The following is a 25671-nucleotide window of genomic DNA, read 5'->3' as shown; positions in this document are numbered from 1 at the left end:
GATCGCCCGTCGGACACGCGGCCGGCCCGGGACGGGCCGCGCCGGGACACGGAAGGCGGGCACATGCGCGCACGTACACGTCTGGCGATAGGTGCGATCGGCGCCGTCGCCGCGGCATCGCTCCTCACCGGCTGCGGTGACGCCGGTTCGTCCGGCACCGACGCGCCGCAGACGAGCGCTTCCGGCGCCGGGTGCGCCCCGGTCGCCGGCCAGCAGCTCGTGGCGCTGGAGGATGACAAGAAGCTGCAGAACTCCGACAACGTCATTCCGGCGGTCAACACCAAGGTGGCCACCCCGCAGCTGATCGCCGCACTGGACAAGGTCTCCGCAGCACTCGACACGCCGAAGCTGGTCCAGCTCAACAAGGCCGTCGACGTCGACCGCAAGACTCCCAAGGTGGCGGCCGAGGAGTTCGCCGCCGCCAACAACCTCACCGCGGGCATCGCCAAGGGCCCGGGCGGCGAGATCGTGGTCGGCGCCGCCAACTTCAGCGAGAGCCAGATCCTGGGCGAGCTGTACCGGGTCGCGCTCACCGCGGCCGGTTACCAGGTCAAGGTGCAGCAGATCGGTAACCGGGAGCTCTACGAGCCGGCGCTGGCGAAGGGCGAGGTCCAGGTCGTTCCGGAGTACGCGGCGACGATGGCCGAGTTCCTCAACACCAAGGCCAACGGCCCGAACGCCCAGCCGGTCTCCTCGCCCGACATCAACACGACAGTGACCGCGCTCAAGGCCGAGGGCGACAAGGTGGGCCTCACGTTCGGTGCCCCCGCCGCCGCTCAGGACCAGAACGCCTTCGCGGTGACCCAGGCCTTCGCCGACAAGTACGGCGTGCGGACCCTCTCCGAGTTCGCCGCGAAGTGCTCCGGCAGCGCGACTGTGCTGGGTGGCCCGCCGGAGTGCCAGCAGCGTCCGTTCTGCAAGCCGGGCCTGGAGAAGACGTACGGGCTCTCAGTGGGCTCGTTCTCCTCGCTCGACCAGGGTGGGCCGCTGACCAAGAACGCCCTGCGTGAGGGCAAGATCAGCGTGGGTCTGATCTTCTCCTCGGACGGCGCCTTCGCCACCAGCTGAGCGCACTTTCGGCGTGCTGACGACGCCCCCGCCCACCTCGGGACGGGGGCGTCGTCCGTGGGGGAGCCCGTTCCATCTGGTGGACATCGTGGGTAGGCTGCACATCCATGCCAGCCCCGGCCACCCCCGACGCCCGGCGTCAACCGTTGCTGCTGACCGTGCTCTTCTGGGCCGGTGTGTGCCTGGCCCCGCTGGCTGCACTGATCCTGCTGGTGGCGGACGGTAACGGTCCGCTGCGCGTCGCGGCGGTGCTCGCGATCCTGGCGGTGATGTTGATCGGCCTCTCCATCGCGTTGCGGCCCGACGGTGCCGACGCCTCGGCGCGGGCCGACGAGTTGCTTGACGAGATCGAGGAGCTACGGCGGGAGCTGCGCACCGAGATCGTCGCCGCTGCCCAGCGTGGCAACCAGGCCCTCGACCAGGCGCAGCGGGCCCAGGAGGGGATCGCCGCGGTTCGCCGCCGCCTCGACGCCACAGGCGCCGCCCTCGCCGGCGCCGCCCCGACGGCCGAGCCGCCCGGTCGTGCGCGGGTGCCGTCTGTCGAACCGGTCGGCCAGGCCCCAGCGGCCCGCAGCCGGGTCGCGGCACCCGGCGACACACCGGCCGCACGTGCTCGGGTACCAGGCCCGGATGCCCCCTCCGCGCGCCGGGGCGGCCACGAGCGCGACGACGACGAGCCGGTGCACCGGCCGGTCGGCGTGGTCCGGCACACCGAGACCGTCCACGTCACCACCCGGCACACGGTGGTCGATGGCGGGCAGGCCGAGCCGGACGGACGCTTCGGCAGCGGGTACGTCGGCCAGTGGACCCCGCCGGCGCAGGAATGGGCCCGGGGCGGTGCCGGTCCTCAGGGGAGTGCCCGGTCGGCCGACCCTTCGTGGGGCGACCCGGGGAACCCCCGAGCCGCGTACGACGACGACCGCGCCCGTCCTGCCCATGACCGCGCCCGCCCCGGTGACGACCGCCAGTGGGGCGCACAGCCCTCGACCCGGGGCGAGCCGACCCGGGCTGGCGTACGGGACGGGGCGGGTTGGGGGCCGAAGCAGGACGGGCCCGATCTCGGAGACGACGAGCCGGGCTGGTCGGCCCGCCGCGCCGATCCGCAGTGGACCGGCCCGCGCGACGCGTACGCCCAGCCCGAGGAGCCCGCCTGGGGTGCCCGGTCCCAGCGCGACGACCGCGGCTGGTCTCCGCCGCACGAGCCTGAGCGGGGCGGTGCCGGCGCGCCGCAATCCGGTCCGGCCCTGCGGGCGGACGACACAGGTGAGTACTGGTCGCAGTTGCGGGCCGGTGACCGGTGGGCGGCCGTCCGCGATGACGACAACGGCCGTGAACTGCACGTTGGCGAGCGCCGGGCCGAGGTGCACGCCGACAGCACGGGCACCGAGTACCGGGTGGCCGACCGCTGGGCCTCCGTCCGCCACGAGGACCCGCGCCGCCGCGAGGACCCGCGCCGCCACGAGGACCCGCGCCGGCACGAGGACCCGCGCCGGCACGAGGACGCGCGCCGGCATGAGGACGCGCGCCGGCAGGACGGGCGTGAGTCGTACCACCGGGCCGAGCCGGAGGGGCGGCCGGCGCTGCCGGCGGGTGGGGTGCCCGTGCCGGACGAGTGGCACCCGCCGCGTCAGCACGGCCACGAGGCGGAACCCGCACCCGAGCGGGTCGGACGACGGCGGGTCGAGGAACGGTACGGCTACCCACCGCAGGACGACGTGCCACGTGCCGGCGGGGCCCCGGCCACCGACAGGTGGCGCTGACCCACCCGGCCTACTTGTCGATGTCGCCGACCACGAAGAACATCGAGCCGAGGATCGCGATCAGGTCCGGCACGAGGCAGCCCGGGAGCAGGGTGGCAAGCGCCTGCACGTTGGCGTACGACGCGGTGCGCAGCTTCAACCGCCACGGCGTCTTCTCGCCCCGGGACACCAGGTAGTAGCCGTTGATGCCGAGCGGGTTCTCGGTCCACGCGTACGTGTGCCCCTCCGGAGCCTTCAGCACCTTGGGCAACCTGGTGTTGATCGGCCCGGTGAGCTGGTCCACCCGCGCCAGGCACTGCTCGGCGAGGTCCAGCGACACGTACACCTGGTCGAGCAGCATCTCGAAGCGGGCGTGACAGTCCCCGGCGGTCTTCGTCACCACCGGCACGTCCAGTTGGTCGTAGGCCAGGTAGGGGTCGTCGCGACGCAGGTCGAGGTCGAGCCCGGAGGCCCGGGCCACCGGCCCGGACGCGCCGAACGCGGCGGCGTCGGCGGCCGACAGCACGCCCACGCCCACAGTGCGGGCCAGGAAGATGTCGTTGCGTCGGATCAGGTTGTCCAGGTCGGGCAGCCGCCTGCGTACCTCGCCGATCGCCGCCCGCGCACGGCCGGTCCAGCCGTAGGGCACCTCCTCCTTCAGGCCGCCCACCCTGTTGAACATGTAGTGGATCCGGCCGCCGGAGACCTCCTCCATCACGGTCTGGATGGTCTCCCGTTCCCGGAACGCGTAGAACATCGGCGTGATCGCGCCGATCTCCAGCGGGTAGGAGCCGAGGAACATCAGGTGGTTGAGCACCCGGTTCAGCTCCGCGAGGGCCATCCGCAGCCAGGTGGCGCGCTCCGGCACCTCCATGCCCATCAGGCGTTCCACGGCGAGCACCACACCCAGCTCGTTGGAGAACGCCGAGAGCCAGTCGTGCCGGTTGGCAAGCACGATGATCTGCCGGTAGTCGCGGACCTCGAAGAGCTTCTCGGCTCCCCGGTGCATGTAGCCGACGATCGGTTCGCAGGCGATCACCCGTTCGCCGTCGAGCACCAGCTTGAGCCGCAGCACGCCGTGCGTCGACGGGTGCTGCGGGCCGATGTTCAGCACCATGTCGGTGCCGAGCTGCTCACCGCCGGTCCCGGCGACCAGGCCGGCCCCGGTGCCGACGGTCAGTTCACGGAGGTCCCCGGCGTCGGTGGTCATGCCCGTCATCGTGCCACGGCCGGCCCGAGCCCGATGCCGACCGGTTGGCGCAGCCACAAGTGCCCGCCGAGCCCGGCCGGGTCGGTCAGCTCGGCCACCGCCGACGCGGCGGCCAGCGCCCGCACGTACCCCGCCGGGTCGGTGCCGGCCAGGCTCAGCGGCGGTCGGCCGCCGTCGGCCCCGAGCGCCCGCAGCGCCTCGGCCTGCGAGACCAGGGAGTACGCGCACAGAGCCACTTCCGCGCCAGCGGAGGCGACCGAGTCCATTGCGACGTGCGCGGTCACGTCACAGGACCCGTCCGGCACCGGAGGCACCTGCCGTCCGGCCCGATACCCGGTCAACGTCCCGTCCACGGGTCGGCTCTCCCGCAGGTGCCCGTAGTCGACCGCGACCGCGAGCCCTTGACTGATCTTCTGGATCGCGTTCGCCCAGGCTTCGTCCCGTGGTCTGCCGATCTCTGCTCGGTGGTCGCTGTGGGGGGTTTCCGGGCAGCCCGGCCGGCTCCGGGCGGTCAGGCTTGATCCCTGCGCCGGCCGGGCTGCCCGGAAACCCGACTCGTTTTCGCTTGTCGCGCCCGTCCAGGTCAACCCCAGATCCGGCGCACTGGCCGCACGGGATGGGCTTGTGGGCCACCACTCGTTGAGCCAGTCGAGATCGGCGGGGCTGACCGGCTCCCCGAGCGTCTCCGCGCCGCTTTCGAGGTCGACCAGCACGTATCGCCATCCGTCGGCGGTGTGCACCGCAACGTCGAGTGGGACGTTGTCCAACCACTCGGTTGCCAGCAACACCCCGTTGATCTCGGCGGGAATCTCAGACACCCAGTTGATCTCATCAGGCAGGTGTTGGGGGCGGCTCGCGTACTCGACCGCTGTGAAGCGCACGCGTTCCGCGAGCGACGGACGGACCGTGCCGGACGACGGCTCCTCTCCCAACGGACGGGCGGAGGCCGTGGGAGTCAGGGTTTCCGGGGAGCCCGCCCGCGCAGGGATCAAGCCTGACCGCCCGGAGCGGGTGGGCTCCCCGGAAACCCCCACCGCGAGCCCGGCGGTTTCTTCAGACGCGAGGAGCCTGAGCAGGCTGTGCAATAGTTCCCCCCGCCCAGCGCCCACGTCGACCACGTCGAGGCAGGACGGATGGCCGAGGGCCGCGTCGACCTGCGACAGGAGGAGCAGTAGCGCGCTGGCGAACGCGGGGGAGGCGTGCACGCTGGTCCGGAAGTGGTCGGCCGGGCCGGCGCCGGCCACGAAGAAGCCGGCCGGCCCGTAGAGGGCCCGGCTCATCGCGTCCCGCCACGGGATCGGCATCAGTTCAGTCCGAGTTCAGGGGGCGTCACCGTGCCGACCCTACGGCCACTGTCCGGATGCGACTCCCGATCCCCGCCTTCGTGGCTCACGCCTGGAAGTAGTGCCCTTCGTCCAGGTCGGCGATCAGACCGGGGCGGGTGGGGGTCCAGCCAAGCAGGTCGCGCGTGATCGCGGACGACGTGGGATTGTCCAGCTGCGCGAACGGCCCGAGGAAGCCGAAGTAGGCGTCCGCCAGGTCGGAGCTGATGCTCCGGACCGGGAGGTCGAGGTTGCGGCCGATGGCCGTCGCGATCTCCCGGAAGGGGACTCCCTCATCGGCGGCTCCGTGCAGGCGGGAGCCGGCCGGTGCCTTTTCGAGGGCGAGTCGGTAGAGGTCGGCCGCGTCGAGCGTGTGCACGGCCGGCCACCGGTTGGCGCCCTCGCCGACGTACGCGGCGTACCCATGCCGGCGGGCCGACGCGATGATGATGGTGAGGAAGCCGTTGTGGTCGAGCGAGCTGTGCACGGTGGGCGCGAGCCGGACGATGGAGGACCGCACGCCGCGCGAGGCAAGGTCGGCTACGAAATTCTCCGCGTCGATCCGGTAGCCGCTCGGGAAGATGTCGCGTTCGGTGCCGCTGCGGCCGACGATGCCGCCCGTCGCGAGCATGGCGGTGCCGCTCGTGCCGACCAGAGGCTTGCCGGAGCCGGCCAGGACGTCGGCGAGTGCTGTGAGGGCGTCCAGATCGGCCCTGGCGGCGGCGGCCAGGTCGCCGTTGAGCATGAGGTCGTGGCGGAACGCCAGGTGGATCACCCCGTCGGAGGCGGCCGCCTCTTCGCGGAGCACGTCGAGGTCGGACAGGTCCCCGTGGCGTGCCGTGGCGCCGAGCTTCTCGATGGCGGCGGCGGACGTGTCGGATCGGGCCAGACCGACGACCTCGTGGCCGGCGGAGAGCAGTTCCGGGACGACTGCCGAGCCGAGGTGGCCGGAGGCGCCTGTGACGAATACGCGCATGGTGGGTCCTTCGTGAGAGCTGATATCACCTTGCGACATCACCGTACCTCGCGTGATGTCACCCTGCGACATGCGAGCGGCATTCGATGTCGCGGTGTGACGTCGGATACCATCGCCGCATGGCCCGCTGGCAACCGGACGCACGCGGCCGCCTGGAGGCGGCCGCCTTCGAGTTGTTCCGTGAGCGCGGCTTCGAACAGACCACAGTCGCCGACATCGCCGCCCGTGCCGGCCTGGACAAGCGCACCTTCTACCGGCTCTTCGGGGACAAGCGCGAGGCGCTCTTCAGCGGCAGCGTGCGCCTGGAGGAGGTCCTGGTCAAGACGGTGGCCGAGACCGACGCCGGCCCCTTCGAGGTGGTCATTGCCGCCTTCCGGCGGACGGCGGAGGAGGTGTTCGCCGACCGCCTGGAGTTGGTCCGGGCGCGACAGGCCGTCATCGAGAGCAGCCCGGAGTTGCAGGAGCGCGAACTGCGGAAGACCGGCTCGCTGGTGGCCGCGGTCACCACCGCCCTGCGGGCCAAGGGCCTCGACGAGACCACCGCAACCCTGGCCACCGAATCGGGCGTCACGGTCTTCCGGGTCGCGTACGCCCGCTGGGTAGCGCCCGGCAGCGACGCCTCGCTCGCCGACCTGATCGCCGACGTGGCCGCCGAACTGCGCGCCATCACGTCGACTTCGGAAAGGCGTTGACGAATAGCCCGCGCTGGGGTGGTGAAGGTTTTCACACATCCTGTTTGGGTTCCGCGGCGCGGGAGCATACTTGCGATCGACCGGTACCCCTTCTCGAGGACTGGATCGTCGCCATGAGCGCACCGTTGCGCCCGCGTCCGGCCGCCCAGCTTGGGCCCGCCGTGCCGTGGGACCGCGCCGTCACCGGCGCCCCCGCCACATCCCGTCTGCTCACCGTGGGCATCGTCGGCGCCGGCCGAGTCGGTGCCGTGCTGGGCGCGGCCCTCGCCGCCGCCGGGCACCGGGTGGTGGCCGTTGCCGGCCGCTCCGGGGCCAGTCGTGCCCGGCTCGCCCTGCTGCTGCCCGAGGTGCCCCGTCACCCGGTCGACGCCGTGGCCCGCGCTGCCACCGACCTGCTGCTGATCGCCGTGCCGGACGACGCGTTGGCAGGCGTGGTCGCCGACCTCGCCGAGCGGGGCGCGCTGCATCCGGGCCAGGTGGTCGCGCACACCTCCGGCGCGCACGGGCTCGCCGTGCTGGCCCCGGCCGCCGCCGTTGGCGCCCAGCCGCTCGCCCTGCACCCGGCCATGACCTTCACCGGTACGCCTGACGACCTGGCCCGGCTGGCCGGCATCTCGTACGGGGTGACCGCCCCGGCCGGGCTGCGCCCGCTTGCCGCCCGGCTGGTCGCCGACCTGGGTGGCGTGCCCGAGTGGGTGGCCGAGACGGACCGACCGCTGTACCACGCGGCGCTGGCACACGGCGCGAACCACCTGGTGACACTTGTGAACGAGGCGACCGACCGGCTGCGTGACGCCGGGGTGGCCCGGCCGGAGAAGGTGCTCGCCCCGCTGCTGCGGGCTGCCCTGGAGAACGCGCTGCGGCTCGGTGACGACGCGCTGACCGGCCCGGTCTCCCGTGGTGACGCCGGCACCGTCGAGCGGCACCTGGCCCGGCTGGCGGCCACCGCACCGGAGTCCGTCCCCGCCTACCTGGCGTTGGCCCGGCGTACCGCCGACCGGGCGATAGCCGCCGGCCGGCTCCGACCGGTGGACGCGCAGTCGCTGCTGGGTGTGCTTGCCGACAGCGGTCGGGAGGTGGCGGCATGACGCAGCTTGTGCACACGCGTGCCGAGCTGGCCGAGGCCCGGGCCGCGCTCAAGGGCACCGTCGGCGTGGTGATGACCATGGGCGCCCTGCACTCCGGGCACGAGACGCTGCTGCGGGCGGCCCGGCAACAGGCCGACCACGTGCTGGTGACGATCTTCGTGAACCCGTTGCAGTTCGGGCCGAACGAGGACTTCGACCGCTATCCGCGCACCCTCGACGCCGACCTGGAGGTGTGCCGGCGGGCGGGGGCCGACCTGGTCTTCGCCCCGTCGGTGGCCGACATGTATCCGGACGGCCAGCCCCGGGTGCGTCTCGACCCGGGCCCACTCGGCGCGGAGTTGGAGGGTGCCAGTCGCCCCGGCTTCTTCCACGGTGTGCTGACAGTTGTGCTCAAGCTGCTCCAGCTCACCCGGCCGGACCTGGCGTTCTTCGGCGAGAAGGACTATCAGCAGCTCACCCTGGTGCGGCGGATGACCCGCGACCTGGATGTGCCGGTCGAGGTGGTCGGCGTGCCGACCGTCCGGGAGCCGGACGGGTTGGCGCTGTCCAGCCGTAACCGCTACCTGAGCGAGTCCGAGCGGGCGGCGGCGTTGAGCCTGTCCGCCGCGCTGCGGGCCGGTGCCCGGGCCGCCGACGACGGCCAGGACGCGGGGGCGGTGCTGACCGCCGCACACGCTGCCTTCGGTGCCGGTACGCCCGGTGCTCAACTCGACTACCTGGTGCTCACCGATCCCGAGCTGGAGCCGGGGCCGGTGTCCGGGCCTGCGCGCCTGGTGATCGCCGCGTGGGTGGGCAACACCCGGTTGATCGACAACGCGGCCGTCCACCTCGCCCCGCGCCCCTGACCCGGCCGCACCCCCTCCACCACCTTTCGCGAAAGGCCAGCCCCGATGCTGCGGACCATGCTCAAGTCGAAGATCCACCGAGCCACGGTGACCCAGGCGGACCTGCACTACGTCGGCTCGGTGACCGTGGACGAGGACCTGCTCGACGCCGCCGACCTGCTCCCCGGCGAGCAGGTCGCGATCGTGGACATCACAAACGGCGCCCGGCTGGAGACGTACGTGATCCCGGGTGAGCGGGGCAGCGGCGTGATCGGCATCAACGGTGCCGCAGCCCACCTCGTGCACCCCGGTGACCTGGTCATCCTGATCTCGTACGGGCAGATGGACGACGCCGAGGCCCGGTCGTATCGGCCGCGGGTGGTGCACGTGGACGCCGACAACCGGGTCGTCGAGCTGGGTGCCGACCCCGCTGCGGCGGCCCCGGGAACGGCAGGCGACCCGGTTCCCAGCCCGCTTGCCGTGTCCGGCGTCTGATCCCACGCGACGCGATTCCGGTCTGTCACCGGAAGGTCATTTCCGGTTACCCTTGGCACGCCGTCGGAAGATGGTCGGTGGCTGGGGGAGGCCGCGATGCGCCGTGCCATGACGACCCTGTTCGCCTCCGCCGTCTCGGCGGTGCTGCTTGCGGGCTGCGCCGCGTCCGGTGACCTGGACGGTGACCTGACCGACGACTGGGCGGCGCTGCCGCCGGCCACCGCGTTCACACCTGTCGCCGGTGTGTGTCAGGCCGCCGACTTCGCCGACGTGATCACCCTCGCCAGCTATCAGCCGATCGACTGCGCCGACCCGCACCGGTTGGAGACCGTGTACGTGGGGGCGTTCCCGGCCGAGCAGGCCGCAGCCCCGGCCAACGGGTCGACGGAGTTGCGCGGCGCGTTCGCCGAGTGCGACACCCGGGCCTCCGGGTACGTGGGCGACGACTGGCGGGCCGGGCGGCTGCGGTTGTCGGTGGCGCTGCCCTCCGGGACGGGTTGGGCGGCCGGCTCCCGCTGGTACCGGTGTGACCTCACCGAGCTGACCACTGTCGAGGCGGCGGCCACCGTCGTGGTCCGGTCGGGAAGTCTGCGGGACGCGTTGAAGGCGCCCTCCGGGCTGCGGTTGGGCTGCCAGCAGACCCGTGGCGGGGCGGGCGCGGGTGTGCAGACGCTGGTTCCGGTGGAGTGCGGCACGCAGCACGACGCCGAGTTCGTCGGGGTATGGCGTGCACCGGACAAGCCGTACCCGGCCCGGGACGCCGACTGGGTGCCGCTCTATGACGGTTGCCGCAGCGTCCTCGGCCGGTACGTAGGCGTCCCCGACGACGTCCACCTGCGGTTCCGCAGCGGCGTGGTGGTGCGTCCGCCGGGTGCGGGGCGCTGGCGGGTCGGTGACCGGGGCGTCCGCTGCTACCTGTGGCTCAGCGACCGTACGGTGACCGGCTCCCTGCGGGGCGTTGGCCCGGCCGGCCTGCCGATCCGGACGAAGTGACAAGGGTCCGTCGGACGGGGTAGCCCAAACCACTCGTCCCGCCCCCGTCGCCCCCGAGCGAGGATGGTTCGGGTTGACTGTGGGGATGGACCTTCCGACAGTCGATCTGCCGGCCCTGCCTTCGAAGCTGGCCGCGCCCGCGCCCGGCTGGGTGGAGACCACCGACGTGATCGTGGTGGGCTCCGGGGTGGCCGGGTTGACCGCCGCGCTGCACCTGCGTGAGGCGGGTCTGCACGTCACGGTCGTCACGAAGGTCAACATCGACGATGGCTCGACCCGGTGGGCGCAGGGTGGCATCGCGGCGGTGCTCGACCCGGCGGACACCCCGGCGGCGCACGCCCGGGACACCGAGATCGCCGGGGTGGGGCTCTGCGACCCGGCGGCGGTCCGGGCGCTGGTCGAGGAGGGGCCGACCCGGCTGCGGGAGCTGATGCGGATCGGCGCCGAGTTCGACCGCCACCCCGACGGCTCGCTGATGCTGACCCGCGAGGGCGGGCACCGCGCGGACCGGATCGTGCATGCCGGTGGCGACGCGACAGGCGCCGAGGTGCAGCGGGCCCTGCACGCGGCGGTGCAGCGTGACCCGTGGATCCGGCTGGTGGAGCACGCCCTGGTGCTGGACCTGCTGCGGGCGCCCGGCGACGGCCCGGACGGCCTCGGCCCGGCCTGCGGGATCACCCTGCACGTGCTTGGCGAGGGCAGCGAGGACGGTGTCGGCGCTCTGCTGGCCCGCGCGGTGGTGCTGGCCACCGGGGGGATGGGGCAGGTCTTCGCGGCCACCACCAACCCGGCGGTCTCCACCGGCGACGGGGTGGCGCTGGCGATGCGGGCCGGCGCGGCGGTGACCGACGTCGAGTTCGTCCAGTTCCACCCGACCGCCCTGATCACCCCGCCCGGCGCGGGGGTGCCCGGCGCCGGTCACGCGCAGCAGCCGCTGGTCTCCGAGGCGCTGCGCGGCGAGGGCGCGCACCTGGTGGACTCCGACGGCAAGCGGTTCATGGTGGGCCAGCACGAGTTGGCCGAGCTGGCTCCCCGGGACGTGGTGGCCAAGGGCATCCACCGGGTGCTGATGGCGAGCGGCGCGGACCACGTCTTCCTCGACGCCCGGCACCTGGGTGGGGCCTTCCTGGCGGGACGGTTCCCGACCATCGTGGCGTCCTGCCTGGCGATCGGCGTGGACCCGGCCACCGATCTGATCCCGGTGGCCCCGGCCGCGCACTACGCGTCCGGCGGCGTCCGCACCGACCTGCGCGGCCGCACCTCCATCCCCGGCCTGTACGCCTGCGGCGAGGTCGCCTGCACGGGTGTGCACGGTGCGAACCGGCTGGCCAGCAACTCGCTGCTGGAGGGCCTGGTCTTCTCCCGGCGGATCGCCGAGGACATCGCCGCCGGTCTGCCCGAGCAGGCTCAGCCGGCGGACACCGGTGCCTGGCGCGGCGGCACGGGTTGGGTGTTGCCGGCCGAGGCGACGCCGACCCTGCAACGGGCCATGACGCGGGGAGCCGGCGTGCTCCGCTCCGCCGCGACGCTCGCCGACACGGCGGGGACGCTTACCGAGCTGGGCGTTGCCCGGGGCCGACCGCGGACGGCCGACTGGGAGGCGACAAACCTGCTCACGGTGGCGTCGACGCTTGTTGCTGCCGCGTACGCGCGCACCGAGACGCGGGGATGCCACTGGCGGGAGGACTTCCCGACGGCCGACGAGCGGTGGCTGGGCCATCTGGTCGGCTCGGTCGGGGCGCAGGGCCTGTTGACGCAGCTATGGGAGGAACGTTCATGACAGAGTCGACGCAGGCGGCGTTGCGGGCGGCTGGACTGGATCCGGCACAGGTACGGCAGGTGATCGAGACCGCGCTTGTCGAGGATCTGGGGCCGGATTTCCTCGACGTCACAAGCGTGGCGACCATCCCGGCGGACCAGACCGACACCGCCGACCTGGTGGCCCGCGCGGACGGCGTGCTGGCCGGGCTGGCCGTTGCCGCCGCCGTGTTCGAGCTGGTCGGCGAGGTGACCGGGTTCGGGCGTACCGTCGAGGTGTCGCAGTTGGCCCGTGACGGTGAGCGGGTGGCCCGCGGTGACGTGCTGGCGACGGTGACCGGCCCGACCCGGTTGCTGTTGACGGCCGAGCGGCCGGCGCTCAACCTGCTGTGCCGGATGTCCGGCGTGGCCACCCACACCCGCGCCTGGGCCGACGCCCTGGCGGGCACGAAGGCGATGGTGCTGGACACCCGCAAGACGACGCCGGGCCTGCGGGCGCTGGAGAAGTACGCGGTGCGGGCCGGTGGGGGCACCAACAAGCGCATGGGCCTCTACGACGTCGCCATGATCAAGGACAACCACAAGCTGGCGGCCGGGGGCATCACCGCGGCCTACCGGCGGGTCCGGGAGGCGTTCCCGGAGGTGCCGGTGCAGGTCGAGGTGACCACTGTCGCCGAGGCGGTGGAGGCCGTGGAGGCCGGTGCGGCGTTCCTGCTCTGCGACAACATGACGCCGGAGGTGCTGGCCGAGGCGGTGACCGCGGTGGGTGACCGGGCGGAGCTGGAGGCGACCGGCGGGCTGACCCTGGAGGTGGCCGGGCGGTACGCGGCCACAGGCGTCGACTTCCTTTCGGTGGGCGCGCTCACCCATTCGTCGCCGATCCTGGACATCGCGCTGGACCTGCGCACGGAATAGTTGTCTAGGCTGCGTGCGTGCTGCTCTGCATCGACATCGGAAACACAAACACCGTGCTGGCGACCTTCGACGGCGACAAGCTGGTGCACTCCTGGCGGATCAAGACCGACGCCCGATCGACGGCTGACGAGCTGGGCCTGAAGTTCCGGGGCCTGCTCGCCGGGGACAACGTCGAGATCACGGGCGTGGCCGCCTGCTCCACAGTGCCGGCCGCGCTGCGGTCGCTGCGGACCATGCTCGGCCGCTACTACGCCGACCTGCCGAGCGTGATCGTCGAGCCCGGTGTGCGGACCGGGGTGCAGTTGGCGATCGACAACCCGAAGGAGGTGGGTGCCGACCGGGTGGTGAACACGCTTGCCGCGTACACCCTCTATGGCGGGCCGTCGATCGTGGTGGACTTCGGCACGACCACCAACTTCGACGTGATCAGCGGTCGGGGCGAGTTCCTCGGTGGGGCGTTCGCCCCGGGCATCGAGATCTCCTTCGACGCGCTGGCCGCCCGGGCGGCCCAGCTGCGCAAGGTGGAGGCGACCAAGCCTCGCTCGGTGATCGGCAAGAACACCGTGGAGTGCCTCCAGTCCGGCCTGTACTTCGGCTTCGCCGGGCAGGTGGATCGCATCGTCGAGCGGATGACCGAGGAGTTGGGCGAGGTGAAGGCCGTGATCGCCACCGGCGGCCTCGCCTCCCTGGTGATCAACGAGTGCCGCAGCATCACTCACCACGAGCCGATGATCACGCTGATCGGCCTGCGGATGGTCTACGACCGCAATCTCTGACGCCGGCGCGGGCTCAGCGCCGCCGGGCGCGCAGGACGATCGTCCGGTACGGCAGCTCGACGGTCTGGCGCCCGGCCAGGTCCCTGTGGGTGTCCAGGAGGTGCCGCAGCTCCCGCTCGACCCGCTGCCGGTCCGCGCTGGACGCGGTGAGCCAGTACGACCGGGTGCGGATCATCGCGAGCACCTCGTCGGGGGTGAGCGTGCTGCGGTGGGCGAACTCGCCGACCTCGATGGTGTCGAAGGCGAGGCCGAAGTCCGTGTAGCTCTCGATCAGGTTGGCGGACCGCTCTCCGACGTGGGCGATGCGGCTCAGCTCCGCCACCCAGTCGAGCCGGTCGTCCCGAACGTTCCAGATCGGCGCGAACGTGCCGCCGGGGCGGAGCACCCGGGCGATCTCGGCGTGCGCGGGCTCCCGGTCGAACCAGTGGTAGGCCGTGCCCACAAGCACCGCGTCCGCAGCGCCGTCGGGCAGCGGCACGGCCTCGGCGCTGCCCGCGAGGGCTGTCGTGCCCGGGGTGGCGTCCGCGAGCTGCGCCCGCATCCCCGGATCCGGCTCGACGGGTACGACGTCGTGACCCAGGGCCAGCAGGGTGCGGGTCAGGATGCCCGTGCCTGCGCCCAGGTCGACCACCCGGGCATCGCTCAACCCGTCGAGTGCCCAGCGCACCGCCGCTTCCGGATAACGGGGTCGAAACCTGTCATAGTCGCTCGCCGCAGCGCCGAAGGAGAGGGCGTGAGTGTGATCGACCATGACGGGCAGGTTATCCGGTAACGACCCCCGGAACGCTTGAGTACGCTCGGGCTTGACCCCCCGTAATCTTTCGTGACGAGGAAGCGTGCCGTGAGCGAGCAGAACGCCGTGCCAGTGGACCCCGCCGACGACCTTCCCGAGCAGATGAAGGTCCGCCGGGAGAAGCGGGACCGGATGCTCGCCGAGGGCATCGAGCCGTACCCCGTCGGTTTCTCCCGGACGACCACCCTCGCCGAGATCCGCGCGAAGTACGCCGACCTGGCCACGGACACCGCGACCGGCGACCAGGTCTCGGTCACCGGCCGGGTGATCTTCGTACGCAACACCGGGAAGCTCTGCTTCGCGACCCTGCGCGACGGTGACGGCACCGAGTTGCAGGCGATGCTCTCCCTGGACCGGGTCGGTGCGGAACGGCTGGAGGCCTGGAAGCGCCTCGTCGACCTCGGTGACCACGTCGGCGTCACCGGCGAGGTGATCACCAGCCGTCGCGGTGAGCTGTCCGTGCTGGCCGAGCGGTGGGAGATGACCGCAAAGGCGCTGCGGCCACTGCCGGTGGCGCACAAGCCGCTCTCCGAGGAGGCCCGGGTCCGGCAGCGCTACGTCGACCTGATCGTCAGGCCGCAGGCCCGGCAGATGGTCCGTACCCGCGCCGCGGCGGTGCGCAGCCTCCGCGATTCACTGCACGGGCAGGGTTACATCGAGGTGGAAACGCCGATGCTGCAACTGTTGCATGGCGGCGCGGCGGCCCGACCGTTCGTGACCCACAGCAATGCGTTGAGCACCGATCTGTATCTGCGAATCGCCCCGGAACTGTTTCTCAAGCGCGCCGTGGTCGGCGGCGTCGATCGCGTCTTCGAGATCAACCGCAACTTCCGTAATGAGGGCGTCGACTCTTCGCACTCGCCGGAGTTCGCGATGCTGGAGACCTACCAGGCGTACGGCGACTACGACACGATGGCCGAGTTGACCCGCAATCTCGTGCAACAGGCGGCGATCGCGGTCAGCGGCTCGATGACGGTGACCCACGCCGACGGGCGTGAGTTCGACCTCGGCGGCGAGTGGCGCTCGGTCACCCTCTTCGGGGTCCTTTCCGAGGCGCTCGGCGAGGAGGTCACGGTTCGTACCGAACGGTCCCGCCTCGTGGAGTATGCCGACAAGGTGGGTTTGGCCGTCGACCCGAAGTGGGGCCCGGGCAAGCTGGCCGAGGAACTGTTCGAGGAGTTGGTAGTTCCCGGTCTGCAGGCGCCCACCTTCGTCCGGGACTACCCGGAGGAAACCAGCCCGCTCACCAGGGCGCACCGCACCGAGCCGGGCCTGGCAGAGAAGTGGGACCTCTACGTGCTCGGCTTCGAGCTGGGCACCGCGTACTCCGAGCTGGTCGACCCGGTGGTGCAGCGGGAACGGCTGCTGGCCCAGGCGCAGCTCGCCGCGCGGGGCGACGACGAAGCGATGCGCCTCGATGAGGACTTTCTCCGGGCGATGGAGTACGGAATGCCGCCGGCAGGCGGTATGGGAATGGGAATCGACAGGCTGTTGATGGCCCTGACGGGCCTCGGAATTCGGGAAACGATCCTCTTCCCGCTGGTCCGCCCGGAGTAGTCACAGCTGGCTCTCAGCGAGTCGCAACCGCATCCCATTGACGAGCCGAGCAGTGCGGGGGTTATTGTGCTCTCGTTAGCAGGACACCCTGCTTGAAAGGAATGTGGGACGTGGCCAAGCAAATCATTCACAAGCTGGTCGATGACCTGGACGGTGGGGACGCTGACGAGACCGTCAAGTTCGCGCTCGACGGCGTTCAGTATGAGATCGACCTGTCCGGTGCCAACGCCGCGAAATTGCGCGACGTATTCGCGCCGTACGTCGGTGCCGGCACCAAGGTGGGTCGCGGCGGCGTGGTGATCGGTGGACGAGCTGCCCGTGGCAGGGGTGGCGCGACCGCCGACCGGGAGCAGAACAAGGCGATCCGGGAGTGGGCCAAGAAGGCCGGTAAGGACATCTCGGATCGGGGTCGTATCCCGCAGGAGATCGTCGACGAGTATCACGCCAAGCGCTGATCCGTTCAGCAAGTGGTGGCCGGCGGGCCACCGAGGGCGACACCGACGCCGGGCCGGAGATTCTCCGGGCCGGCGTCGCCGTGTGAGCGGGGCGGTGCCGGCGGGGTTCGCGGCCGGGGGAAGCTTTCGGGCCGGGCCGACGTTGTCCACAACCAGTGGAGTGGACATCCGCAGCCTGTGGACAACTCCCTCAGGGCCGTGCGTGGTGCTCGTCGCCGGCGCCCGGTCCGCCCTCCGCGGGGCCCCGGAGACGCTCCGAGGGCCGGGAGAGGGCTCCCGTCGCGCCAGTCGGATTTCGCTCTGCGCGTAGCGACAGGGGTACCGGAACACCTCCTGAGCGCGGACGGTTGTGCAAAACGACGTGGAACTGACCCAGAGCAGAGACACACGACCTCAGCTGAGTCGGTCAGCGACGATAGAGTAAGGAGGCACGGACGCCCGTCCTGGACGTTCGTGCACCGGCCCCGCCAAGATCTTGACCATCAAGGCGCACGGCACGTGAGGAGCACGAGGGCATGTTCGAGCGGTTCACCGACCGAGCGCGACGGGTTGTCGTCCTGGCCCAAGAAGAGGCCCGGATGCTCAACCACAACTACATCGGTACGGAACACATCCTGCTGGGCCTGATCCACGAAGGTGAAGGCGTCGCGGCTAAGGCCCTGGAGAGCCTCGGCATCTCCCTGGAGGGCGTCCGCCAGCAGGTCGAGGAGATCATCGGCCAGGGCCAGCAGGCGCCGAGCGGGCACATCCCGTTCACGCCGCGGGCCAAGAAGGTGCTGGAGCTGTCGCTGCGCGAGGCGCTGCAGCTCGGGCACAACTACATCGGCACTGAGCACATCCTGCTCGGTCTGATCCGCGAGGGCGAGGGCGTCGCCGCCCAGGTGCTGGTCAAGCTCGGCGCCGACCTCAACCGGGTCCGCCAGCAGGTGATCCAGCTGCTCTCCGGCTACCAGGGCAAGGAGCCGGCTGCCGCTGGCGCCGCCCCGGGTGAGGCCGCGCCGTCGACCAGCCTGGTGCTGGACCAGTTCGGCCGCAACCTGACCCAGGCCGCCCGCGAGGGCAAGCTCGACCCGGTCATCGGGCGCGAGAAGGAAATCGAGCGGGTCATGCAGGTGCTCTCCCGCCGTACCAAGAACAACCCGGTCCTGATCGGTGAGCCCGGCGTCGGTAAGACCGCCGTGGTGGAGGGGCTTTCCCAGAAGATCATCAAGGGCGAGGTGCCCGAGACTCTGAAGGACAAGCAGCTCTACACGCTCGACCTCGGTGCGCTTGTCGCTGGTTCCCGCTACCGCGGTGACTTCGAGGAGCGCCTCAAGAAGGTGCTCAAGGAGATCCGCACGCGCGGCGACATCATCCTGTTCATCGACGAGATCCACACCCTTGTGGGTGCGGGTGCCGCCGAGGGCGCGATCGACGCGGCGAGCATCCTCAAGCCGATGCTGGCCCGTGGTGAGCTGCAGACCATCGGCGCCACCACGCTCGACGAATACCGCAAGCACCTGGAGAAGGACGCCGCGCTTGAGCGTCGTTTCCAGCCGATCCAGGTGGGTGAGCCGTCGCTGGCCCACACCATCGAGATCCTCAAGGGCCTGCGCGACCGCTACGAGGCGCACCACCGGGTGAGCATCACCGACGCCGCTCTCGTGGCTGCCGCGACTCTGGCCGACAGGTACATCTCCGACCGCTTCCTTCCGGACAAGGCGATCGACCTGATCGACGAGGCCGGCGCGCGGATGCGGATCCGTCGGATGACCGCGCCGCCAGACCTGCGTGACTTCGACGAGCGCATCGCCCAGGTGCGTCGCGACAAGGAGTCCGCGATCGACGCGCAGGACTTCGAGCGCGCCGCCCAGCTGCGTGACAAGGAGAAGCAGCTCCTCGGTCAGAAGGCGCAGCGGGAGAAGGAGTGGAAGGCCGGTGACCTGGACGTCGTCAGCGAGGTCGACGACGAGCAGATCGCCGAGGTTCTCGGCAACTGGACAGGCATCCCGGTCTACAAGCTGACCGAGGAGGAGACCTCGCGCCTGCTGCGCATGGAGGACGAGCTGCACAAGCGCGTCATCGGCCAGGAGGACGCGGTCAAGGCGGTTTCGAAGGCGATCCGGCGTACCCGGGCCGGCCTGAAGGACCCGAAGCGCCCGTCGGGCTCGTTCATCTTCGCCGGCCCGTCCGGTGTGGGTAAGACCGAGCTGTCCAAGGCGCTCGCCGAGTTCCTGTTCGGCAGCGAGGACGCCCTCATCCAGCTGGACATGTCCGAGTTCCACGACCGTTACACGGTCTCCCGGCTCGTGGGTGCCCCTCCCGGCTACGTCGGCTACGACGAGGGCGGGCAGCTGACCGAGAAGGTGCGCCGTCGGCCGTTCTCGGTGGTCCTCTTCGACGAGATCGAGAAGGCCCACCCGGACGTGTTCAACACGCTCCTGCAGATCCTGGAGGACGGTCGGCTCACCGACGGTCAGGGCCGGATCGTGGACTTCAAGAACACGGTCATCATCCTGACCACCAACCTGGGCACCCGCGACGTGGCCAAGGCCGTGTCGCTGGGCTTCCAGCAGTCGGAGGACTCCGAGTCCACCTACGACCGGATGAAGCAGAAGGTCAACGACGAGCTCAAGCAGCACTTCCGGCCTGAATTCCTCAACCGGATCGACGACACAATCGTCTTCCACCAGCTGCGCCAGAACGAGATCCTCTCGATCGTCGACATCATGATCCGGCGGATCGAGACGCAGCTGCACAACAAGGACATGGGTCTGGAGCTGACCGACAACGCCAAGAAGTACCTGTCCAAGAAGGGCTTCGACCCGGTGCTCGGTGCCCGTCCGCTTCGTCGCACGATCCAGCGCGACATCGAGGACAACCTCTCCGAGCGGATCCTGTTCAACGAGCTGACCCCCGGTCAGATCGTCGTGGTGGACTGCGAGGGCGACCCGGAGGACATCGACAAGTCCAAGCTCGTCTTCCGGGGCGCGGAGAAGCCGGTCGAGGTTCCGGACGCCGTGCCGGCCGACCTCGGTGGCACCGCCGCTGGCACCGCCGCCGCCGGCACGGACGAGTAGTAGGCAGCAGTAAGGGGACGGGGTCCCGGTGGCGCGAGCCACCGGGGCCCCGTCCCTTTTCGCTGTCCGCCCGCCCTGCACCGTTCACGCCTTCGGGGCGTCCGCCTCGTGCGGTGATCGACTCCGTGTCGGCGATGTGGTGGTGTCCTGATGCCGATAGGCCGCAATATCGGCGATATGGAGTCGATCAGGGCCTGGGCAGGGACGGGCCGTCGCCGGCCAGGCGGAAGGAGTCGGCGCCGACCGGTTCGACCAGACCGTCCTGCACGAGGCCGGCCAGGGCGCGGGCGCGCTGCACGTCATCGGTCCAGACCTGGTCCAGCCGCTGGTGCGGGACCGGTCCGGTGGTCTCCCGGAGGACCCCGAGCAGCAGTCCGCGTACCTGCCGGTCGGTGCCCGCGTACCGCTGGGGTCGGCGGGTTGGCCCGGCCGGTGCGGTCTGCCCGGAGGCCCGCCACGCGCAGACCGACTCCACCGGGCAGGCGGGGCAGCGCGGCGACCGGGCCGTGCAGATCACCGCGCCCAGCTCCATGAACGCGGCGCTGGCCAGCGCAGCAGCGGCCGGCTCCGCCGGGAGCAACTCCTCGGTGGCGACCAGGTCGGCCGGGCGGGTGACCGGCCCGGCGTCCGGTTCGCCGGCCACGGCCCGGCTGACCACCCGCCGTACGTTTGTGTCGACCACCGGATGCCGCTGCCCGAATGCGAACGCGGCCACCGCCCGAGCCGTGTACGTGCCCACCCCGGGCAGCGCCAGGAGCTGATCCAGTCGGTCCGGCACCTGGCCGCCGTGCCGATCCACCATGGCGACCGCGCACTCCCGCAGCCGGACGGCCCGACGGGGATAGCCGAGGCGTCCCCACATCCGGATGGCCTCGGCGGGTGTGTCCGCAGCCAGCGCGGCCGGCTCCGGCCAGCGGGCCAGCCAGGCGTGCCAGGCCGGGACGACCCGGACCACAGGCGTCTGCTGGAGCATGACCTCGCTGACCAGGATGGCCCACGGTGTGACCCCGGGCTCGCGCCACGGCAGGTCACGGGCGTGCTCTTGGAACCATCGGCTGACCAGTGCGGCGAAATCGGGTTGAGTCATGGCGCCGTCGATGATGTCACGCGATGCGTTCCCGCTGGATGGGCGGCTCGGGTGGGGCGCCGCCGCGACTGTGGGCGGATCGGGCAGAATGCGCGGATGAACGAGCTCGCGATCACCGTCATCGGCCGGGACCGGCCGGGCATCGTGGCCGACGTCGCCGAGGTCCTGGCCCGGTTGGGCGCCAACCTCACCGACAGCACGATGACCCGCCTGCGGGGGCATTTCGCGATGACCCTCATCTGCACGGGGCCGGCCGCCGCCGAGGTCGAGGTGGCGCTGGAGGCCCTGACCGCCGAGGGCCAGCTGCTGGCGACCGTACGCGCTGTCACGCCCGACCGGGAGGTTGCCCCAGCCGGCGAGCCATACGTGATGGCGGTGCACGGATCGGACCGGATGGGCATCGTCGCGGCCATGACCCGGGTGCTTGTGGACGCCGGTGGAAACGTCACCGACCTGAGCACCCGGTTGGCGGGTTCGCTCTATGTGGTGCTGGCTGAGGTCGAGTTGCCGGCCGGTGTCGCCGACACGCTGATCGAGCGGCTGCAACGAACTGCCGCCGAGTTGGGCGTGGGGGTCACGCTCCGTCCGGCGGACCCGGATCTGCTGTGAGCGGCGAGCAGAGGCCGGGCGACGGCCAGGACCTGGAGACGTACACCGGCCTGGGTGACTGGACACCTGAGTCGTTGGCGGTGCCGGGTGAGGTGCGGCCCGTCGTGTCGGCCCCGCACCCGGTGTTGAGCCAGGTCGGGGGTGACGTCGATCCGACGGCTGAAGAGACCGTCCGGCTGGCCGCCGACCTGGTGGCCACCATGCGGGTCTCGCCGGGCTGCGTGGGTTTGGCCGCGCCGCAGATCGGCGTGGGCGCTCGGGTCTTCGCCGTCGATGTGACAGGGCATTCGAAGGCGGTCACTGTGCACGGCACGTTCGTGCTCTGCAACGCCCGGGTCGTCGAGGCGACGAGGTGGAAGCCGGGCCGAGAGGGGTGCATGTCGGTGCCGGACCTGACCGGGGATGTGAAGCGGGCCAGCCGGCTGGTCGTGGAGGGTGATCTGCCGGGCAGCGGCGCGGCGGTCCGGTTGGTGACCGACGGTTTCGAGGCACGGGCGTTGCAGCACGAGATCGACCACTGCGCGGGTCTGCTCTTCCTGGATCGGGTGGCCGGCGCACATGCCGTCTACCAGCGAAAGGTCTATCTCTGATCGGGCCGTGGACGACCGGCGACTCCGTCCCTAGTGGAGGGTTGCTGGGTCATCGGAGTGGGGTTACGGCGCGTCGTGCCGGGCTGGCGGGTGCGGCGCGGCTACGGTGGGGGGCATCATGCGTCTGACGGTCGGCCCCCTGCCACCCGCCGTGTACTGGCGGCGTCGCGCCGTCGTACTCGGAGCGGGGCTTCTCTTCCTGATTGTCCTGCTCTATTCCTGCACCGGATCGGGTCGTTCCGGCGGGCGAACGGAGGCGGGGGCAACGCCGACGCCTACCGCGAGTTCGCCAGCCGCGAGCCCGGGGCCGGCCGGGCCGGTGCTGACTCCGCAAACCGGGGAGCCGCCGGCGTCCGAGTCGGCCGCACCGGAAGCCACGGAGCCGACCCCCGAGATCACCAGCAACAATCCGCCGCCGGGCTCGGCCGGGTCGGCGGACGACAGCACCTGCACCGACGCGGAGATCAGTGTGACCGCGGTGGCGCGGCCGACCTCGGTGCAGCGCGGGGCGGTGGTCGACCTCCAGTTGAAGATCAAGAACACCTCGAACCGGACGTGCAGCCGCAACGTCGGCGCCGATCTCCAGGAGATCTTCATCAAGTCCGGTGCCGAGAAGGTGTGGTCCTCGGACACCTGCGGCAAGGTCCAGGGCTCGGACGTGCAGACCTTCACGCCGAACTTCGAGCGCTCCTACCAGGTGGGTTGGAACGGTCGGGACGCCACCCGATGCGACGGCAATGGGCTGGCCGCGGGGCCGTTCCCGCAGGCGGGGACATACCAGGTGTTCGCCCGGGTCGGCACCAAGCTCAGCCCAGCCGTGAAGATCACCGTTACCGGCTGAGCCGGATCAGACGTACCGCTCCAGGATGGATGCCTCGGCGAGCCGGGACAGCCCTTCCCGGACGCCCCGGGCGCGGGCGTCGCCCACCCCCTCGACGGCCTGCAGATCCTCCACTGTCGCGCCCAGCAGTCGCTGGAGGCTGCCGAAGTGCAGCACCAGGCGGTCGACCACGGCCACCGGCAGGCGGGGCACCTTGGCCAGCAGCCGGAAGCCGCGCGGGCTGACGGCGGCGTCCAACGCGTCGGACGCGGCCGGGTAGCCGATCGCCTTGGCGACCGACACCAGGTCGATGAGCTCGGTGGCGCCGAGCAGGTCGAGCTCGACAAGCGCCTCATCGAGGGTGCGGGACTTGCGGCCGACGGGCAGGTAGTCCCGGATGACAAGCGTGCGGTCGGCGTCCACGCCGGCCATCAGCTCGTCGAGTTGGAGGGCGAGGAGGCGGCCGTCGGTGCCCAGCTCGACCACGTAACCGGCGATCTCGTCGGCGATCCGGCGAACCATCTCCAGTCGCTGCACCACGGCCACCGCGTCTCGTACGGTGACCAGATCCTCTATCTCGAGGGCGGACAGCGTGCCGGAGACCTCGTCCAGTCGGAGCTTGTAGCGCTCCAGGGTGGCGAGCGCCTGGTTGGCCCGCGACAGGATCGCCGCCGAGTCGTCGAGCACGTGCCGCTGACCGTTTACGTAGAGGCTGATGATCCGCATGGACTGGCTGACCGAGATGACCGGGTAGCCGGTCTGCCGGGCCACCCGCTCGGCGGTGCGGTGCCGGGTGCCGGACTCCTCGGTCGGGATGGACGGGTCGGGCATGAGGTGCACTGCCGCCCGGACGATGCGGGTGCCGTCGCTTGACAGCACCACGGCACCATCCATCTTGCACAGCTCGCGGACCCGGGTCGCGGAGAACTCCACGTCAAGCGGGAAGCCGCCGGTGCAGAGGCCCTCGACGACCTTGTCGTAACCGAGCACGATGAGCGCGCCCGTACGCCCGCGCAGGATGCGCTCCAGCCCGTCCCGCAGCGCGGTGCCGGGTGCCATCAAGGCGAGGTTTGCCCGCAGCGGGTCACCGGCGCTGCCGGCAGCGGTGGTCACGCTCACGCTGATCGGGCGGGCTGGCGAGCCCACGGCGCCGGTGCGGGCCTGGGGCGGCGCGCCGGCAGGCTTGGTGGTATCGCGGTCGATCGGCACGGGCACAGTCTACGGACTGCCGTGCGGTGGGTGCTGTCGTGGTTACTGTGATGTGTCACGATGCTGCCCCTTCCGAGCATTTCCGCTGGCGCCGTGTTGTCCGATATGGCCGTCCGCGTCGGCACGGTGGGTCACTCGGCGGACGCGCGAGCCGCATGGTGCAGTGCCGAGCGGACGTCAGTGACCTCGGTCACCTTCATCTGCTCGGGCCCGGCGCCGGTGCTTGTCGGGCCGCAACCCGGGGGGACCAGGGCGACCTTGAAGCCCAGCCGGGCCGCCTCGGCCAGCCGGCGTGGCACCGCACCGACCCGGCGCACCTCACCGGTCAGGCCCACCTCACCGATCGCCACGAGGTGCGGCGCGATGGCCAGGTTGAGCCCGCCGGACGCGACAGCCAACGCGACGGCCAGGTCGGCCGCGGGCTCCACCACCCGGATGCCGCCCACCGTGGCCGCGAAGACCTCCCGGTCGTGAAGCGTCAACCGCTCGGTGCGCCGTTGCAGCACCGCGAGCACCATGGCCAGGCGGGCCGAGTCGAGGCCGGAGACCGTCCGCCGGGGCGAGCCGGCCACGGTCGCGCCGATAAGCGCCTGCACCTCGGTGACAAGTGCCCGCCGCCCCTCCATCGCCACGGTCACGCAGGTGCCGGGGACGGGCTCTGAGTAGCGGGTCAGGAACAGACCGGACGGGTCGGCAAGGCTGCTGATGCCACCCTCGTGCATCTCGAAGCAGCCGACCTCGTCGGCAGCGCCGAACCGGTTCTTGACGCCGCGCACCAGTCGCAGCGAGGAGTGCTTGTCGCCCTCGAAGTGCAGCACCACGTCGACAAGGTGCTCAAGCACCCGGGGCCCGGCCACCTGGCCGTCCTTGGTGACGTGCCCGACCAGCACTGTGGCGATGCCCCGCTCCTTGGCGACCGACACCAGGGCGGCGGTGACCGCGCGGACCTGCGTCACCCCGCCCGGCACCCCTTCGGTGCCGGTGGTGGAGATGGTCTGCACCGAGTCGAGCACCAGCAGGCCGGGCTTTACCGCGTCGAGGTGCCCGAGCACCGCCGCCAGGTCACTCTCGGCCGCCAGGTAGAGCCGGTCGTGCAGTGTGCCCATCCGCTCGGCGCGCAACCGCACCTGACTGACCGACTCTTCCCCGCTGACCACGAGCGAGGGGCTGCCGGCGCCGACGGCCCACTGCTGCGCCACATCGAGCAGGAGTGTCGACTTGCCCACGCCGGGCTCGCCCGCGAGCAGCACCACCGCGCCGGGGACCAGCCCGCCGCCGAGCACCCGGTCGAGCTCGCTGACGCCGGTCGGCCGGGCACGTGCCGGAGCGGCGCTGATGGTGGCGATCGGCCGGGCCGGCTCGGTCGGTATCCGGGAGCTGACCACCCGACCGGAGACGGTCGGGCCGGTCACCGTGCTCTCGACCACCGCACCCCACTCGCCGCACTCCGGGCAGCGCCCCACCCACTTGGGCGGCTGGTGCCCGCACGCGTCGCACTGGTAGGCCGGACGCGGGTCGCGGGCGGCGGACCGGCCACGGGCGGCACCGGCGGAGCTGCCGCGCGAAGGGGTCGATCGGGAGGTGGTCACATCAGGACGCTAGCGCTCCGGTGCGACGAAAACACCCCGGCGTGGTG

Annotated in this window: 23 protein-coding genes; 16 read left to right on the top strand and 7 right to left on the bottom strand. The window is 71.4% G+C overall.

The genetic code is table 11. The annotated features are described in order from the left end of the window. Positions 1 to 63: 63 nt before the first annotated feature. Both ACFY2Q_RS12475 and ACFY2Q_RS12470 read left to right on the top strand, forming a co-directional pair. Positions 64 to 1068: a glycine betaine ABC transporter substrate-binding protein gene (locus ACFY2Q_RS12475; protein WP_387129631.1), complete on the top strand. Its 1005-nt coding sequence runs from the start codon at positions 64 to 66 to the stop codon at positions 1066 to 1068. Positions 1069 to 1175: 107 nt separating this feature from the next. Further along, a complete protein-coding gene (locus ACFY2Q_RS12470) occupies positions 1176 to 2828 on the top strand; it encodes a hypothetical protein (RefSeq protein WP_387129628.1) in 1653 nt (550 codons plus the stop codon). Positions 2829 to 2838: 10 nt separating this feature from the next. Here ACFY2Q_RS12470 and ACFY2Q_RS12465 read toward each other — a convergent pair whose 3' ends face one another. The 3 genes from ACFY2Q_RS12465 to ACFY2Q_RS12455 all read right to left on the bottom strand — a co-directional run bounded on the left by ACFY2Q_RS12465 (position 2839) and on the right by ACFY2Q_RS12455 (position 6315). After that, on the bottom strand, positions 2839 to 4026 hold the full coding sequence (locus tag ACFY2Q_RS12465) for an NADH-quinone oxidoreductase subunit D (protein ID WP_387129626.1): 1188 nt from the start codon (positions 4024 to 4026) through the stop codon (positions 2839 to 2841). After that, entirely contained in the window at positions 4023 to 5321 is a 1299-nt protein-coding gene (locus tag ACFY2Q_RS12460; RefSeq protein ID WP_387129624.1) for an SAM-dependent methyltransferase, read from the bottom strand. The genes ACFY2Q_RS12465 and ACFY2Q_RS12460 overlap by 4 nt, the downstream gene beginning before the upstream one ends. Before the next feature lie 85 nt (positions 5322 to 5406). Then, on the bottom strand, positions 5407 to 6315 hold the full coding sequence (locus ACFY2Q_RS12455; RefSeq protein WP_387129622.1) for an SDR family oxidoreductase: 909 nt from the start codon (positions 6313 to 6315) through the stop codon (positions 5407 to 5409). Positions 6316 to 6434: 119 nt separating this feature from the next. On the opposite strand from ACFY2Q_RS12455, the gene ACFY2Q_RS12450 reads away from it, so the two are divergent. The 8 genes from ACFY2Q_RS12450 to ACFY2Q_RS12415 all read left to right on the top strand — a co-directional run bounded on the left by ACFY2Q_RS12450 (position 6435) and on the right by ACFY2Q_RS12415 (position 13856). Beyond that, entirely contained in the window at positions 6435 to 7007 is a 573-nt protein-coding gene (locus ACFY2Q_RS12450; protein WP_387129620.1) for a TetR family transcriptional regulator, read from the top strand. Positions 7008 to 7120: 113 nt separating this feature from the next. Continuing rightward, positions 7121 to 8095 (top strand): Rossmann-like and DUF2520 domain-containing protein, encoded by a 975-nt coding sequence (locus tag ACFY2Q_RS12445; protein WP_387129618.1) that lies wholly within the window; start codon positions 7121 to 7123, stop codon positions 8093 to 8095. Continuing rightward, positions 8092 to 8940, top strand: coding sequence for a pantoate--beta-alanine ligase (gene panC, locus ACFY2Q_RS12440; protein WP_387129616.1), 849 nt, complete (start codon positions 8092 to 8094; stop codon positions 8938 to 8940). The genes ACFY2Q_RS12445 and panC overlap by 4 nt, the downstream gene beginning before the upstream one ends. Positions 8941 to 8985: 45 nt before the next feature. Beyond that, positions 8986 to 9414, top strand: a complete 429-nt coding sequence (panD, locus tag ACFY2Q_RS12435) for an aspartate 1-decarboxylase (RefSeq protein ID WP_387129614.1) — start codon at positions 8986 to 8988, stop codon at positions 9412 to 9414. A 96-nt stretch (positions 9415 to 9510) separates the two neighbouring features. Beyond that, complete coding sequence (locus ACFY2Q_RS12430; protein WP_387129612.1) at positions 9511 to 10407, top strand: septum formation family protein; 897 nt, start codon at positions 9511 to 9513, stop codon at positions 10405 to 10407. A gap of 85 nt (positions 10408 to 10492) precedes the next feature. Further along, a complete protein-coding gene (locus ACFY2Q_RS12425) occupies positions 10493 to 12187 on the top strand; it encodes an L-aspartate oxidase (RefSeq protein ID WP_387129610.1) in 1695 nt (564 codons plus the stop codon). Then, complete coding sequence (gene nadC, locus ACFY2Q_RS12420; RefSeq protein ID WP_387129608.1) at positions 12184 to 13080, top strand: carboxylating nicotinate-nucleotide diphosphorylase; 897 nt, start codon at positions 12184 to 12186, stop codon at positions 13078 to 13080. The genes ACFY2Q_RS12425 and nadC overlap by 4 nt, the downstream gene beginning before the upstream one ends. Positions 13081 to 13097: 17 nt before the next feature. After that, positions 13098 to 13856 carry a type III pantothenate kinase gene (locus tag ACFY2Q_RS12415; RefSeq protein WP_053654741.1) on the top strand — a complete coding sequence of 253 codons (759 nt, stop codon included), beginning with the start codon at positions 13098 to 13100 and terminating at the stop codon, positions 13854 to 13856. 13 nt (positions 13857 to 13869) lie between these two features. On the opposite strand, the gene ACFY2Q_RS12410 is transcribed toward ACFY2Q_RS12415, so the two are convergent. After that, positions 13870 to 14607: a class I SAM-dependent methyltransferase gene (locus ACFY2Q_RS12410; RefSeq protein ID WP_387129607.1), complete on the bottom strand. Its 738-nt coding sequence runs from the start codon at positions 14605 to 14607 to the stop codon at positions 13870 to 13872. A 90-nt stretch (positions 14608 to 14697) separates the two neighbouring features. Here ACFY2Q_RS12410 and lysS point away from each other — a divergent pair, with 90 nt between their 5' ends. The 3 genes from lysS (at position 14698) to ACFY2Q_RS12395 (ending at position 19720) form a co-directional block, all read left to right on the top strand. Next, a complete protein-coding gene (gene lysS / locus ACFY2Q_RS12405; protein WP_387129606.1) occupies positions 14698 to 16206 on the top strand; it encodes a lysine--tRNA ligase in 1509 nt (502 codons plus the stop codon). Between the two features lie 110 nt (positions 16207 to 16316). After that, positions 16317 to 16661: an Lsr2 family protein gene (locus ACFY2Q_RS12400; protein ID WP_007466057.1), complete on the top strand. Its 345-nt coding sequence runs from the start codon at positions 16317 to 16319 to the stop codon at positions 16659 to 16661. A gap of 515 nt (positions 16662 to 17176) precedes the next feature. After that, entirely contained in the window at positions 17177 to 19720 is a 2544-nt protein-coding gene (locus ACFY2Q_RS12395) for an ATP-dependent Clp protease ATP-binding subunit (RefSeq protein ID WP_387129605.1), read from the top strand. Positions 19721 to 19907: 187 nt separating this feature from the next. Here the strand turns inward: ACFY2Q_RS12395 and ACFY2Q_RS12390 are convergent, their stop codons facing one another. Further along, positions 19908 to 20807, bottom strand: coding sequence for an A/G-specific adenine glycosylase (locus ACFY2Q_RS12390; RefSeq protein WP_387129604.1), 900 nt, complete (start codon positions 20805 to 20807; stop codon positions 19908 to 19910). A 96-nt stretch (positions 20808 to 20903) separates the two neighbouring features. Between ACFY2Q_RS12390 and ACFY2Q_RS12385 the strand changes: the two genes are divergently transcribed. The 3 genes from ACFY2Q_RS12385 (at position 20904) to ACFY2Q_RS12375 (ending at position 22847) form a co-directional block, all read left to right on the top strand. Further along, a complete protein-coding gene (locus ACFY2Q_RS12385; protein ID WP_387129602.1) occupies positions 20904 to 21416 on the top strand; it encodes a glycine cleavage system protein R in 513 nt (170 codons plus the stop codon). A gap of 32 nt (positions 21417 to 21448) precedes the next feature. Beyond that, on the top strand, positions 21449 to 22006 hold the full coding sequence (locus ACFY2Q_RS12380; protein WP_387129783.1) for a peptide deformylase: 558 nt from the start codon (positions 21449 to 21451) through the stop codon (positions 22004 to 22006). Between the two features lie 118 nt (positions 22007 to 22124). Further along, positions 22125 to 22847 carry a hypothetical protein gene (locus tag ACFY2Q_RS12375; RefSeq protein WP_387129600.1) on the top strand — a complete coding sequence of 241 codons (723 nt, stop codon included), beginning with the start codon at positions 22125 to 22127 and terminating at the stop codon, positions 22845 to 22847. 6 nt (positions 22848 to 22853) lie between these two features. Here ACFY2Q_RS12375 and disA read toward each other — a convergent pair whose 3' ends face one another. Then, positions 22854 to 24035 (bottom strand): DNA integrity scanning diadenylate cyclase DisA, encoded by a 1182-nt coding sequence (gene disA, locus ACFY2Q_RS12370; protein ID WP_354857469.1) that lies wholly within the window; start codon positions 24033 to 24035, stop codon positions 22854 to 22856. Between the two features lie 131 nt (positions 24036 to 24166). After that, positions 24167 to 25624, bottom strand: a complete 1458-nt coding sequence (gene radA, locus ACFY2Q_RS12365; RefSeq protein ID WP_387129598.1) for a DNA repair protein RadA — start codon at positions 25622 to 25624, stop codon at positions 24167 to 24169. Positions 25625 to 25671: the final 47 nt, after the last annotated feature.

The sequence above is a fragment of the Micromonospora sp. NPDC000316 genome (genome assembly GCF_042898885.1).
Taxonomy (GTDB): domain Bacteria; phylum Actinomycetota; class Actinomycetes; order Mycobacteriales; family Micromonosporaceae; genus Micromonospora.
Note: the sequence above shows the minus strand (reverse complement) of the source record. Positions and strands in the feature narration are given on the sequence as shown.